Raw genomic sequence first — 14,382 nt, forward strand, 5'->3', positions numbered from 1 at the left:
TCGCCACTATCCTTGATAATAGAGGATAGGAATACCTTTCTCAAAGCAATATCACCCCTCAAAACTGATTCTAAGCGCAAAAAAGCCATGTTTCATCTCTAAAACATGACTTTTTCGACAACCTCAGCAAAAGAAAAGAGCCCTTCAAGGGCTCTTTTCTTTTGCTTATGATGACGGTAACATGATATAATCAATTGGTGAAACATTTTAATCACAATAACGTAATGAATAAGCAAGTGGAAAAAAAGACTTTATATGAATGAAAGAGAAGGAGCGATTATCATGATAAGGAGTAAATGGCTCGCATTGATAGTTATTGTTGTTTTTGTACTAACAAATGGGTCGCCTGTGTTTGCAACAAACAGTGAAGAAGAGACCGTTTTGGAGATACAAACTGATTGGGAAAACCGCAGTTTGGAGGACTTGATAGAGCGTGCAAAAAGCAGAAGTTTGGAACTGCAACGTATCAATCAACAGCTCAAGCGAAGTGAGATTATGAGAGATCAAGCGGGCTTAAATGTGGGCTATACTTATGCCCCTGAATACCACCCGCTTAACCCGATGTATACCATTGAAGAGTTTATTGCAAAACAAGCAACGCTGGGAGTATACGCGGCTGATGCACAGATCAATCAAGTAAGAAGAGATCGCCAGCAAATGGAAGACCGCATTGAATATCAAGTGATAACTGCGTGGATTGACATTGAAGAGGGAGTGCGTAAAGTTCTCCAGGAAGAAAAGGCACTTAGCTTGGCTGAGCAAGAACTAGCTATAGCTCGTGTACGCCAACAGCAGGGGATTAGCAGTCGATATCAATTGATTCAACAAGAGGATGCTTATGAGGCGGCTCAAAATGAACTTACAAAATCAAAAGTCGAACTGGACGGCAAGTTTATCACACTAAATGGTCTGTTGAATGAACCAGTAGAATCAAGATATTGGGTGGAACGTGAAGCGCCATCTGTTGAAGAACTTCCAAATTTGACAGCACAAATAGCACGGGTACTCAACAATGACCCGTTGATCAAGTCTCTTGAGAGTAACGTTGAACTCAGTGAGTTAAGTTTGCGTTTATATGTATATAACCAAGAGCAGGATCCATATTCTGCAAAAGCAATTGATTTAACCACGGCAAGCTTAAATGCAGGGAACATGAAGAGACAGACAGAAAACAGCCTGCGGGAACTCTATCAGTCGATGGAAGAAATGGATAAAACAGCGGCAGAACTGGAGCTTCAATTAAAAATGGCGCTGGATCAGTTGAACGTAGCCAAAATTAATCTTGAAGTGGGATTGGTGATTCCTCAGGATGTGGCAAAAATAGAATTTCAGGTGAGCGAACTTGAGAATGCGCTTAAATCACTTGAATCGAAGAAAGAAAAAATGAGCTTAGCGTATTTGAAACCGTGGGCTGCAAGATAGCCAACTTATTGGTACAAACTATACGAACACAAGTTGGTAAAGGAAAGAGGAGGTCATTTGCTATGAAAGGACATCACTTAAAGGGATTAAGCTTTTTTGTGGCAGGTTTATTGGCAGGAAGCGTTTTAACTGGTATCGCAGCTGCACAGCCGGGGTTGTCAGTAACGGCCACTGTGTTTAACCATGCTCAGTTTATTTTTAATGGTGAAAAAAAACCACTGCCGGAGGGTATGACAGTGCTGAACTATGGGGGGCGTGTATATACACCTGCCAGATATATAGCGGAAGAGCTGGGAGCTAATGTTGGTTGGGACCCTGTCAGTCAAAGTGTCTTGGTAACTTGGGTAGAGCCTGAGCCTGAACAGATTATAGTCACACTTCCACCTGAAGAAAAGCCGGTAGTGGAGGAAAAAGAACAGGAGTCCGAAAAAGAAGTGATTCGACCCAGTGGCGATTTTCAAAGACTTCCCATCCGGATTCAGACAAAAGACATCATTGTTAATCTTCCATATGTAAGAATTGATGAAAGGGAAACAGCTTTTCAAATTGAAACTGAGGGCAGGATTAATAGGCCTGTTATGATTGATCAACGTTCCGCCCGAATGATTATTGATGGTAAAGAGTACAAACACACAGAAGTTACTGGTGTTCTTGACCAAATTGATCAAACCTGGTTCACACAAAATATTTTCGAAGATGATAAAGTCAATGGATGGATCCGATTCGGTCCCATCGACGAAGACACAGAATATCTGATATTTGAAGTAGACTATGTCATCAACGATAATTTCCCTGAAAGACACACATTGCGTTATGAAATTCGGCTATAATAACGAACCATGCTTTTGAAAGCACAAAGAGCAAATGACAAATCAGTCAAAAGAACTATTGTGGGGCCCTGAGAGGCCCTTTTTTCTTGACTTTCAGACACATGAGTGGCAAACTGTTAGTAAGTGTATGTCAAGTAAGAATAAACTCTTGAAGTTGAAGTGGAGGGGTTTGATGCCTGATTCAATTAATCAGCCTGTCACAATGATATTGAAGACAGCAGATTATGATAATCAATCGATTCAAAGAAGAAACGAAAACGCTGCAGCAGTGTTTCAACTTCCTGCAGATCAAACGCCGGAAGCGGTCTTCAACAGCGCATGGAACCAGACACAAACTTCACCAACAGAGCATTATCAGCAGATGAATGCTTATCGAAGTGATTCGCTAATAACAGAACAGACGACGGGAGCTTTTCAGCAGCGTCAACTTTCTGAACCCGTCTCTTTAGCGCGGGCTCATGATCGCCTGTTGGAATGGAATAAATCCCTTCATGGCACCGAGAATCCCAAAGCCTGGAGCAACGCAGCAGAGCACCGACCAGTGAATGCAGCATCGAATTTCATTGCCACCCATGGCTACAGCCCCCAACAAGTCTATGGCATTTATTCGGATATGAGCATACAGGAAGCCACGCAGCGATTTGATGTGCTGAGAGGTTACTATGGAATTCACAGCCCGGCCGACAGTCATAATTACCTGAATTTAATCATGGCCAATGAGGATATGCGGAAAGTCATCGATGACTCAGCATTGTCTAACTATCAAAAATCAAAACAACTCCAGGACATGGGGGTAAGTGCCCGGTTCTCATCACATGTCCTTCGATATGCCGGTAAAGCAGAAGAATGGTACGAAACCAATGGCCACCGCGGCGATTACATAGATCCCCGAGACCTGCCAGGGGATCGCCAGTATGTGCGTGTTGGTGAAAAGCCTCTTTTCAGGGGAGAAGCTTATGCTTATGTGGATGCTTATGGCATGACCCGTATTGAAACCAATCTGGCACAGGCAATTCAAAAATCGCCGGAAAGTGAAATTTATGAATATGAAGGGTACTTCCGCAGCGGACATCCCGCCAATGCCAATGGAGATTTCACCGATTTTGCCATTGCTGGCAGTCGTCCGGTTACTCCCTCCTACAGCGATGATTCGCGTGGGAGCAATACCCGCCACGGGGTTTTCATCAGCCGTCATCAAACACAGGATGGCAGACTGATGGGAACTGTTTCTGTGGCTTCAGCAGTGCAGCAATACAAGACCCAGCTGCTGGCGGGCACACTGCCGTCGCAACAGCCTCATCAGGCAATGAAGCACCTGGCAGCGGCACCTCAGGGGAGGCACTACGTGGCTTCTCTCAGGAATGCAACTGAAGTATAAAGAGGTGTTGAGCTCCTGGTGGGTGCAACTTTTTTGGTAGTGAGTCGTCTTAAAGGTGAAGAAACGAAAAGAGATCTGTGCCAGGCACAAGCGTTGATAAAATGCTTTTCAGCCAAATGCAATGGATGCAGCATAGCAACAGGCAAAGAAGAAGGGGAGGAATGGGTATGAAAAAAGGTCAGAAGAGTTGCTGGGTGGTTATTCTAGTGGGACTTCTCTTCTTGAATGCAACCATCAGTGCAGCAGCGGTAAGTTTTCCGGATATCAATGCCAGTCACTGGGCATGGACCCACGTGAGCCGTATGGTTGAAAAAAATGTGATTAGCGGCACTACGAGAGCCAATAGTGATGTGCGCATTTATGCACCTGATGATCCGGTGACAAAAGTACAAACCCTGACACTGGTGTATAAGCTGTTGCAGGAAACAGGGCAAATGCAATCCAATGCAGATTTTAGCACCAAATACCAGCAAAGCTTAAATGCTGCCAGTATTCCCCAGTGGGCCCACCGATTTGTGAGCTACGCACTGGAAAAAAATATTATTACCATGGCCGACTTGGTGACTTTCATGGAGGGCTCAGGCACCACTGCCAAAGAAAACCCGGCAAGTCGTGAAGAAGTGGCCCTTTACTTTGGCAGAGCTCTTGATACTCAGGGCAAAGCCGGTACAGGAAGTTCCAACCTGAGTTTTGTTGATGCAGAACAAATCAGCAGCTCGGCAATGCCTTACGTGGCTTTTTTGGTGAACGAAAAAATTCTCTCTGGTTATGAAGACAATCGTTTCAGGCCGCGCAATACCATTACCCGGGCAGAGATGGCAGCAGTTTCCAACAAAAGCTATGATGTGCTGAGCAACAAAAGTGCCATTATCATCGACCTCAAACCAGTTGAACCTGAAAAAGAAGAGGAGAAGGAAGAAGATAAAACTGACGTTTCTGTTGACAGAAGAATTACCCGCACCATTGAAGAAGTGAATCAGGACACCCGCCGCCTTTTTGTACTGGACGATAATGATCGGCTTGAAATGTACGATATCTTAAGAGATGCAGAGATTCTAATCAAAAGCAAAAGCAGTCGATTGGCAGACCTGCGTAAAAGCCAGACGGCAGTACTGCATCTGAACAAAGATAATGAAATTATAAAGCTGATTGTTGATCCTGAGCAAACCCGCTTTGATGGTGAACTCATCAGTAAAACGGAGTTGGATGATTATATTGTTTATCGGATGGAGAACCTGCGGAATCTTACGGAACGGGTGAACTTCCGAGTCAATAAAGATACTGAAATCATCTCAGGGAGCAGTACGCTGCGTGAGCGGGACATAAAAGTGGGCGACCGGATGACCCTGTTTCACGATGGTCTTTACGTACTGAAGCTCCAGCCCTATCAACAATACGATGAAATTGAAGGGATTCTGGACAGCGTTCAATTCGCTCGTTACCAGATCACTGTGAGAGGTTCTGGCAACCAAACGGATACTTACAGTTTAGCCGACGACGTTTCCATTTTTTTAAATGATCGTCGCAGCGATCTTGACCAATTAAGATCTGGCGATATCGTTAAATTGAAGCTGGAAAAGGATGAAGTGGTTCGCATCGACGCCACCCAATCACGGGCCAGTCGTAACCAGGTTGAAAAAGGGTTTTTCAAAGAACTGCGTATTGCAACCCGACCCAATCGGATTTTTATCATTGACAAAGATGACAAAGAGGTATCCTTTGACCTTTCAGACCGCGTGGCCGTGTACATTCGCGATGAAAAAGCTTCTTTGCTGGATATTCCAATGAATGCAGAAGTGGAACTGTTTATTGAAGGCGGACTGGTGACAGAAATTGATGTGGTTCGCAACATAGGCCGCGAAGTGATCCAGGGAGAAATTCAACGCATTTACGATAACAGTAACCGGTTCACTCTGTCGGTAAGCGGCCGTTCGGAAACAGTGATGGTATACGTTACCAATAGCACCGATATTTATGATCGCAACTATCGGAAAATTGATATAGATGGCTTGCGACGTAATGACTATGTGCTGGTTACAGGAACCTATGAGGATAATGATTTTGTCGCCTCGCGGATTCTTGTGGAAGATTAAACAAACTCCCAAAAAATATGCCAGCGAGCTGCCAAGGTTAAATTTGGCAGCTCGCTTTTAAAGTATCGGAAATAGCATGAGCAGCAAAGCGATGGATAATGTTTTGGCAATGGTTTTCAGCTTCTTTTTCACTATTCCCTACTAACTGATAGTTGCCCCACTAAATCATTACATCTTATTGACAAAGAGAGGAATGCTGATTATAGGCATTTTGAGTGGATATGATTATCATATAGGGCTTTGAATTATGTCAACCAGCCGCCGGAGTTAAGATTGAATATTATTTTCGAATAGCTGCTAAATGCAGCAGGGAGGGAGAAAAATGATTAAGAAACATCACAATAAGTGGCTCCTGATCATTGCAGGAATCATCGTAACACTCATCATTAGCCCGGTTTACGCTGCCAGTGACAATTGGGTAGATCGTGTACCAGCGGTGAGTCGGAATTTTGATTTTGAAGAGAATCCAGGCATTGTTCCACGACTCACAATAGAGGAGTATGCCATTGGTGATTTTCAATCCGGTGAGATTGTCAGATTACAGCTGCAAAATGCAGAATGGGGAAATATTGACCGATTAAGGACAGAGGTTGAAATTCGGGAAGTGGAATCGGTAACAATCAATCAGCTCACCAGTGAAGTATTGGAACTTGTTTTAAACCCCACTGAAGGCCGTGGAGAAAAAGCCAGCATTCGCATTCCTCTCTACAGCAAAACAACTCAAGCTGGGTTGGCAACGGTAACAGTAGATCCCTTTGGAGGAGCTGTCAGTGGCGGTACCTATCCCTTTGCTGAAGTGGTGGGAAGCAATGGAGATGAAGGTGTTCAAGTCTCACTGACAACCCCTGGCAATGAGCAGCTTCAGCTTCAAATGGAAGATGTGGTTAATCAGCAAAGGGGCGCTTATCTTGTGCTTACAGAACAAGTCCCCAACGGTATACCTGCCAGTGGGTTGACTTTTCGAGTTGAGTTGCAGAATGCAGAATGGCTTCCCGCTTCCAGAAGTGATTTAAACACAAATCGAATGAAAGAAGCGACTATTATTGAAGGGGCTTCGCAGGTGAAAGTGGAAAATGTGCGTCGTGTCAGTCATCAGGTGATAGAAGTTGCATTGACGCGCGAAGGTTTTTCCGCAGAAGCAGCCACCATAAAACTCCCTTTATATCTTCAGGCAACAGCCATAGGCGACCTTGGTGTAAGAGTTTCTTTGCTGCAGGATGGAAGGCAATCAGTCAGGTTGAATCTGGGAGAAGTGGTACAGGTGGAAGAAGCAACTCCTGAGATTCCAGAAGAACCGTCGGTTCCGATAGAACCAACACAGAAGGAAGTGGTCTTTAGAGTGGGTCAAATGGGATACTGGGTTAATGGAGTGCCCACCACATCAGATGTCGCCCCATATGTGAAAGATGTTGGCGGTGGCAGTGGCCGAATCATGGTGCCCGTCAGCTTTGCGGCCAGAGCAACGGGAGCACAGCAAGTGGATTGGGATCCAGTGAGCCGACGGGTCACAGTGATTAAAGGGGAGAAAACGGTGGAACTAACCATTGGTGATGCTGCATTACGGGTCAATGGACTGATTGCCATGATGGACACCCCGGCAGAAATACAGCCTGTGGGTGACGGGACAACAGGACGAACCATGATACCGGTGGCTCACCTGGCAAAAGCCCTGGATGTTCAATACACATGGGATCAAATCACACTAAGCGCCACCTTCTTTGTTGAAGAATAGGTGAGCATTGAGTTCGCAAAACTAAATAAAACCTGCTTTGGTTGACAGCGCCCCCATTATTCCATAAAATAGAGGGGGTAAAAGAGTTGAAACGCTAGGTTATGAAACCAATAAGTGGGTGATGTTTTGAAAACAAATCAAAAGGGATCAACAGATAAAAAGACACAGCGTCAAAGCACCAATACCGCAGCCTCACCGGCTGCGGTATTGCCACTGCAAACCTTCTTTATTATGCTTGCAGGGCTTTTATTGATACTATCCACACTGCCTCGGGGATCTTTTTTTCCCAAAGACAAGCTCCAGTTCGCCATGCTGTTTCTGCTGCTGAGTGTCATCGTCTTTATCCTCATCAGCCTTTTTCGTCAGCGGGTGCTATGGGACTCTATCCATGGTTGGAGCCCGCTCCTCCTGATGGCAGCCTACTGGGTTCCGGTGATTACCTTCCAGTGGGTGGTGCTGTGGGAAGCACTGACAATGATCCTCTATTATATCGTGGCCATTGCCGTGTTCCTGTTGGCGCGCAACTTGAACCGCGAAGGAGCCTGCACGCGAATACTTTTAAACCTGATACTGTTGGCGGGAATCGTTGTTGCTATGACCTCTTTGCTGGGAGCTGCAGGCATATGGGAATACCCCAACCTCATTATGGGTAACCGTCTGGCGGGGACATTTCAGTACCCCAACACCTTGGCTGCATGGATGATGACTTTATACTTCATTGCTGCCGGTCTTATGCTGGAATCCACTCAACAATGGAAAAAGGTGGCCTATGGCAGCGTTGGCTTTTTCATGTTGTTTGTGTTTGTCTTCACCTATTCCCGGGCTGCCTGGCTTCTGTTTCCAATAGTGGCCCTGGGCTACCTGGTGCTTATTCCCGGCAAAAACAGACTCTTGATGCTGCTTACCTATGTCATCAGCGGATTTCCCCTTCTGGTGTCACTGTTGCCCTTTTATCGGGCCACCACAGGGGAAGATGCCGGTGGACTCAGGGTTTTCGTCATCATACTGGTGGCAGTGGCGGCTTTTGCAGTCCTGCTGCTGGCCCTCCTGCGACTCTTCAGTCGGCTGGAAAGTCTCTTACAGTCACAGCAGTATCCTCATCTTAAAAAAGGGCTCTTTGGCGTTTTGGGAGCCATTTTGCTGGCTGCCGCACTTTTTTTGATGGTGGCCCTCCAGGCCACAGAACCCTTAGTGTTCGACAATCTTGACCGTGAAGAGCCCCGCAATCAAACCATTACTCGTACATTGGCCGATAGGCAACCGCTAACGGAATATGAGCTTCGTCTTCAGCTGGAAACCCGGGGGGGGAACGAAGAGCAGTGGCCCTGGCTGGTGCAGGTGGTTTCTGAAAATGCGACAGGAGAAAGAACGCGGATCTTGCAGCATTTGGGGGAAGTCGAGGCCTCTGGTGAGGTGATCATCCCCTTTGAAACCCTGGAAGACACCATGGCCTTAAGATTTGTATTCCGCAATCACTTTGAAGAAACCGCTGTCACATTCAAAAGTGCCACGCTGGTTCACCTGGAAGCTTCGGTTACTGACACCATTCCCCTCCAGTATCGCTTCTTGCCAGAAGCACTGGTACAACGATTTGAAAGCATTGACAGAGAAACCAGCAGTGCAGATACCCGCCTGGCCTATTACCGGGACAGCATGACCATTCTGAGAACACACCCCTTGGGTGCCGGTGGCGGTGCCTGGGATGCCCTCTATCGGGAGTATCAGAGTCAGCCATACTACAGTCGCCAGGTGCATAACTTCTTCCTTCAAACTGCTGTGGAGGCAGGCATCATAGGTCTCATGCTCCTGGCAGGTATGGTAGGCCTCATTTTGTGGGGTTTATACCGGGTGTTTAGACAAGAGCTTTTGTTGCAGACATCATTGCATGTGGCAGCATTGTCTTTGCTGGGGCACAGTTTCCTTGATTTTAACTTCAGCTATTTATCCACCTTTTTTCTTTTCTGGATACTGCTGGCGCTGCTGCAGCCTCCCAAGGGATTCCTCACAATGAAGGCCAAATCAGACTCAGGAAAACTGCCATGGTTCTTCTGCGCAAGCTTGCCCGGGTGGGCAGTGGCCCTGGTTCTTGTGCCACCAATGATATTGGCCATGACCTCGTGGGGTGCCGCCAGAAGTCATGAAACTGCAAATCTCTACGGTCAAATGGGAGAAACTCAATTGGCCTATGATACCCTGGAACAGGCAGCTTCTCTGGATCGCTTGCGGCCAGACTACAGAATGGATCTGCTGAGAAACCTGTTGCAATTTTACAGTACCACCGGTGACCCAGCCATCTTAACGGTGGCAGATCAACACTGGCAGCAAGGCGTGCGTTATGCGCCTCGACACCGGGAGCTGTTGATGGCAGGAGCGAATCTGAAAATTTACCAAAAAAATCACGATGAAGCTAGGACCCTTCTGCTACAGCGCATCAATGAGGCACCATTGGATCGAGTAGGCTATGAAGATGTTTCAGATGCCTATTTGGGCTTGATAAAGTATATGGCGGGTAATCAGACAGATGCGAACTCGTTGCCAGAACAAACGTTGGCTGCAACCGCCAAGGAAGGCCTTCAGCTCTTTCAGCTTCATCAGCAGGCCAACCAACGGGCGGAAGTGCCCCTGGCCATCACTGGTGCCTTTAAAAGCAATCTGATGCACCTTCGGGCATGGCAGGAGTTTGCCGCAGGCAGTCTACCCTTTGCCTTAAATCCATCAGAAAACCCTGTGTTTGTCAGTTTCCTCGACTTGGAGCATGCCACCGGTGCAGAAAGAGCCTGGCGAGCCTGGGGCCGCGAAGACGCCCAACTGGTCACCACTCTCACTCCAGAGGGCTTGATCACCACCAATACCGGCACAGACCTGGGCTTGGCCTACACCCCCAATATCCAGTTGCAACCGGACACCACTTATCAGGTGTGGGTGGATTTTGCGGAGATTTCTCTCCACAACCCCCTGTCGGTATACGTCATCGCCGCAGACAGCGAAGACCACCGGGTACAGCACCACCACATCCTCACACCTGAAGAAACAGAATCCCTGTCAGTTGCTTTCACCTTCACCACTTCAGACGACATAGACCCGGCAAAAGACCAGTATATTCGCTTCGATCACCCCGGCATTCACCCAGAAGGAGATCCAGATGCTGATCCCGGCAGTTTCACCATTCGAGGACTGGTGGCGCAGCAAATCAATCACGAATAAAGGAGACCAACCATGCCAGAAGAAAAATATCACCACCCCCAGCCCAATGGTACTTACGAAGAAGAAATCAGCCTTCGGGAGCTTATCGAGGCCCTGCTGAAACACTGGAAAAAAATTGCTGCCATCACTTTGGCAGCTGTGGTGCTGGCCGCCGCCGTCACAATTGGGATCATGACCCCAGTGCATGAAGCCCGGGTCATCGTCAGCATGAACCGCCCCGATCGGTACACCACTGAAGAGAACCTTCAGGAGATTCTCAGCAATCGCCTTTCCTTGGTTTCCTTCAACGACCGGAATGAAATGAACATTCGTAACGCGCAAATGTTCATCAACAGCCCCGAAGTGGTGGAAGCCGCCATGATAGAACAGGGCTTTGTGGCCCGCCCTATTAACCGCCTCATGGAAACCATTGAAATTAATTCCCTGAACCCCTACCTATTCCAAATCAACCTTCAGGGAACAGAAGAAGACGCCCTGTTGGGGCTGGTGGACGAAATGGCCTTCCAGTTCAACCGCATCACCGTAGATGAAATCACGAGAGCCTTAAACCAGGAAGTGAGCCGAAAACAACGTGCCATTCAAACAGCCGAAATGAACCTGGCCACCAACCGTGCCCAGCTGGAAGCCACCGACCCCTACATCACCTTGGAGAGGGCCCTGCTGGATGACCCCTCCATGGCTATAGCTGACCCCAACGCCAACCGCACCACCGTGGTACGCACCCAGGAAACCAACCCTTCCTACCTGACCAGGCTTCAAACCGTCACTCAGGCAGAAATGGAACTGAACCAGCTAAAAGTACAACTGGATGAACTAAAAGATGAGGCAAACCTCGTTATTAAACAGCTGAACCAGCCTGAAACGGCCCCTGTACGAGTGGTGCGGGCAGCCACCGATTACATGGGTGGCTCACCCCTTCGCAAAGTTTCTCCCCGCACCAGCTTAAACCTGGCCATTGCCCTGGTATTGGGCTTGATGGTTGGCGTCTTCATGGCCTTCTTCATCGAATATTGGCAGAAATCAAAACTTCAACAGTAACCAGCTCCAGAGCCCACCCAATTCTTCTACACCATTTCTTTCCACACCTTGACAACGACACATTCCCATGATACGATAACCCTGCGTTCAACAATTGAACACAGGGTTATTTTTGGAGGTTTAAGATGAACTCAACTTACGACAAAGAACATATGATCCTCACCCAAATCGACGCCAATCCCGACGCCACCCAGCGGGACCTCTCCCGCCACACCGGGCTCTCTTTGGGCAGCGTCAATTTGCTGTTGAAAAAAATGGCCAAAGAAGGCCTCATTAAAATTGAATCCATCCCCGCCCACCGGGTGGCCTATATGCTCACCCCCAAAGGCATGGCAGAGAAAGCCAACAAAACCGTTAACTACATTAAACGCCACTACAACGCCATCAATCACACCAAAGAGGTGATGAAAACCACCTTTACCCAGCTCCTCACCCAGCACCCGGCCCTTTACGTCCTCCACACAGACGACGAAATCGGGGCCCTGGTGGTGACCGCCGTGGAAGAGCTGAACAACCCCGCTATCATCGTCATTAATGACATGGAAAGTGCCCAGGAACCCAAAGTGCCCCTGGTGCACTGCCTGCCCAACCAACCCCACAGCAGCCTGGCTTACACCAACCCCACCATCAACCTGCTGGAGAAGTTATAGATAAACCATAACAGTGGCTGTTCACGACCACTGACCAACTAACCAATTAATCAGTTGAAAGGAGTCTCCAAATGGATACACTGAAGGAGATCAGATGGAAACAGCGGTTTACCAATTTTGAAAAATCATACAAGCTATTGAAACAATATAGTAACCAACCCATTGAAACAGAACTCGAAAGAGCAGGTATTATTCAGTTCTTTGAAATTTCTTTTGAACTTGCTTGGAAGTTGATGAAAGATTATCTTGAAGCGCAAGAAATGAGTGTAAAAAGCCCAAGAGAAGCCATTAAACAGGCCTACCAAATGGGTTTGATTGATGATGGCCACGTTTGGATTGACGCCCTTTCAGATAGCAACTTAACAGTTCATACCTATGATGAAGAGATGGCGAAGAAAATGATAAATGACATTATAAACGTGTATTTTCCAGAACTTAACAAACTGTACCATAAGCTAGTGAAGGAGCTATAGCAATGAATGGATTACTTGATAGAGATTTAAACTTTATTATAGAAGCTGTTGATAAGTATTCAGAAATTGAAGAAGTTATTCTATTTGGCAGCAGAGCCATGGGAAATTATAAAAAAGGTTCTGATGTTGATTTAGCTATTGTAGGAGAAAACATCGATAGAAAGATTTTAAGAAGAATAAGTGACGATTTAAATGAAGAATATCCATTGCCCTATTTTTTCGATGTTTTAAACTATAATGACATTTCAAATGAAGCGTTAAAAAAACACATTGATAGTGTAGGGAAGTCGATTTACAAAAGAAATTCTAAAAAATAGCTACTAAGGATTATTTACAAGTTCAAAATGTTAAACATACATGAACAAGCTTTAGAATGCTGTGATGAAGGGAGACAACCATGAAACCTAAAAACAATAAAATCGATGTCCAAGGAAGAGAAGTTGTCATCAACACAGTAAATAATGAAGACTATATTTCAACCTAGATTTTAATCCCATCGAATTCGAGGGGTTTAAAAATCAAGCGGGGCTTAATAGCTTTGTGCTTACATCGAAGAAATGGATTGAAGCAACAAATGCAATTGGTCTTGTTGCTAAAGCGGGAAATGAGGGGAAGAAACTGAAAAAAACAAAGGCAATCACTTTATTACAGGTTATGACGGCATACCTGTTTGGATGGCTCATTGCTAAATATTACTTGATAAAAAACAAAAAAACAAATTATATAATGACATTCAACAGCATTGGAGATGCATGCATTTCACTGGCCTTCTTAGATACATATAAAGAAGTGAATAGAATTGATCATATTACAATTGTTGCACCAAATACAAATGCAGAAACATATCATTACTTTGAAGGTAGCTACCATCATATTCTTCATATTTCTAAATTTATTCATGGAGTGTTAATGCTTTTTTTCAAGTCTGACTTGGGTTATATTTTCAGGCGCAATCATCCAAGATTTATAAATACCTTTTGCACTACCTACATCAGAAGCGACTACTTGAAATACAACAAGACAATTGATGTCATCACATTGACCAAAACGATCTATCAAATACCTCAGCATTCAAAGCCAAGAAAGCTTAAAGACTTAAAAAGCATACATGATATCAGTTACCTAATTGACAAATTTGATATCAAGAAGAAAAAAACAATCATCTTCAACCCATACGCCCATAGTATCTCCGGGGTTCCGTTCATCATTTACGAGAAGATTTCAGAGAAGCTCTCAACAATGGGTTATCAATTAATAACGAGCACCATTGGAAATCAGACGCCAATTAAAGGGACAATGGCGATTCACTTCACCATTGGAGAAGCAGTGGGTTTAGCCAATTACTGTGGTTTTGTCATTGGTACTAGAAGTGGATTTTTTGATTTAGTGGTTCACTCAGATGCAAAGATCATCGCCATCGACTCTACGGACTACCCGTGGTCAGATTTTTATAGACTGTCCCAGTGGCAAGTAAACAGTGAGTTGCATGAGTTTAGATACAATGGCAGTAATGTAGAAACAATAGTGAGCAACGTACTAAGCTTATTAGGTTAGGTGTGATG

At 45.8% G+C, this 14,382-nt stretch carries 11 protein-coding genes; all 11 read left to right on the top strand.

The window, feature by feature from the left end; genetic code table 11:
- Window positions 1–255 precede the first annotated feature (255 nt).
- The 11 genes from AAIG11_RS16255 to AAIG11_RS16305 all read left to right on the top strand — a co-directional run bounded on the left by AAIG11_RS16255 (window position 256) and on the right by AAIG11_RS16305 (window position 14,374).
- Window positions 256–1,422, top strand: coding sequence for a TolC family protein (locus AAIG11_RS16255; protein WP_343187290.1), 1,167 nt, complete (start codon window positions 256–258; stop codon window positions 1,420–1,422).
- An 8-nt stretch (window positions 1,423–1,430) separates the two neighbouring features.
- A complete protein-coding gene (locus tag AAIG11_RS16260) occupies window positions 1,431–2,252 on the top strand; it encodes a stalk domain-containing protein (protein ID WP_343187291.1) in 822 nt (273 codons plus the stop codon).
- Window positions 2,253–2,424: 172 nt separating this feature from the next.
- Window positions 2,425–3,630, top strand: coding sequence for a hypothetical protein (locus AAIG11_RS16265; RefSeq protein ID WP_343187292.1), 1,206 nt, complete (start codon window positions 2,425–2,427; stop codon window positions 3,628–3,630).
- A gap of 167 nt (window positions 3,631–3,797) precedes the next feature.
- Complete coding sequence (locus AAIG11_RS16270) at window positions 3,798–5,723, top strand: S-layer homology domain-containing protein (protein ID WP_343187293.1); 1,926 nt, start codon at window positions 3,798–3,800, stop codon at window positions 5,721–5,723.
- A gap of 322 nt (window positions 5,724–6,045) precedes the next feature.
- Window positions 6,046–7,455, top strand: coding sequence for a stalk domain-containing protein (locus AAIG11_RS16275; protein ID WP_343187294.1), 1,410 nt, complete (start codon window positions 6,046–6,048; stop codon window positions 7,453–7,455).
- A gap of 114 nt (window positions 7,456–7,569) precedes the next feature.
- The gene (locus AAIG11_RS16280) at window positions 7,570–10,659 is read left to right on the top strand and encodes an O-antigen ligase family protein (protein ID WP_343187295.1); all 3,090 of its coding nucleotides are present in this window, start codon (window positions 7,570–7,572) and stop codon (window positions 10,657–10,659) included.
- Between the two features lie 12 nt (window positions 10,660–10,671).
- Complete coding sequence (locus AAIG11_RS16285; protein WP_343187297.1) at window positions 10,672–11,697, top strand: Wzz/FepE/Etk N-terminal domain-containing protein; 1,026 nt, start codon at window positions 10,672–10,674, stop codon at window positions 11,695–11,697.
- 125 nt (window positions 11,698–11,822) lie between these two features.
- Window positions 11,823–12,347 (top strand): winged helix-turn-helix transcriptional regulator, encoded by a 525-nt coding sequence (locus tag AAIG11_RS16290; protein ID WP_343187298.1) that lies wholly within the window; start codon window positions 11,823–11,825, stop codon window positions 12,345–12,347.
- Between the two features lie 71 nt (window positions 12,348–12,418).
- Entirely contained in the window at window positions 12,419–12,820 is a 402-nt protein-coding gene (locus AAIG11_RS16295) for a nucleotidyltransferase substrate binding protein (protein WP_343187299.1), read from the top strand.
- Window positions 12,821–12,822: 2 nt separating this feature from the next.
- Window positions 12,823–13,137, top strand: coding sequence for a nucleotidyltransferase domain-containing protein (locus AAIG11_RS16300; protein WP_343187300.1), 315 nt, complete (start codon window positions 12,823–12,825; stop codon window positions 13,135–13,137).
- A gap of 223 nt (window positions 13,138–13,360) precedes the next feature.
- Window positions 13,361–14,374: a hypothetical protein gene (locus tag AAIG11_RS16305; protein ID WP_343187301.1), complete on the top strand. Its 1,014-nt coding sequence runs from the start codon at window positions 13,361–13,363 to the stop codon at window positions 14,372–14,374.
- Window positions 14,375–14,382: the final 8 nt, after the last annotated feature.

This window comes from Anoxynatronum sibiricum (genome assembly GCF_039414295.1).
Lineage (GTDB): Bacteria > Bacillota > Clostridia > Peptostreptococcales > Tindalliaceae > Anoxynatronum > Anoxynatronum sibiricum.

Bases quoted from the DNA above. Each gene is read 5' to 3' on its own strand.
- AAIG11_RS16300 (WP_343187300.1), top strand. From the start codon at position 12,823: ATGAATGGATTACTTGATAGAGATTTAAACTTTATTATAGAAGCTGTT.
- AAIG11_RS16265 (WP_343187292.1), top strand. From the start codon at position 2,425: ATGCCTGATTCAATTAATCAGCCTGTCACAATGATATTGAAGACAGCA.
- AAIG11_RS16275 (WP_343187294.1), top strand. From the start codon at position 6,046: ATGATTAAGAAACATCACAATAAGTGGCTCCTGATCATTGCAGGAATC.
- AAIG11_RS16255 (WP_343187290.1), top strand. From the start codon at position 256: ATGAATGAAAGAGAAGGAGCGATTATCATGATAAGGAGTAAATGGCTC.
- AAIG11_RS16290 (WP_343187298.1), top strand. From the start codon at position 11,823: ATGAACTCAACTTACGACAAAGAACATATGATCCTCACCCAAATCGAC.
- AAIG11_RS16285 (WP_343187297.1), top strand. From the start codon at position 10,672: ATGCCAGAAGAAAAATATCACCACCCCCAGCCCAATGGTACTTACGAA.
- AAIG11_RS16270 (WP_343187293.1), top strand. From the start codon at position 3,798: ATGAAAAAAGGTCAGAAGAGTTGCTGGGTGGTTATTCTAGTGGGACTT.
- AAIG11_RS16295 (WP_343187299.1), top strand. From the start codon at position 12,419: ATGGATACACTGAAGGAGATCAGATGGAAACAGCGGTTTACCAATTTT.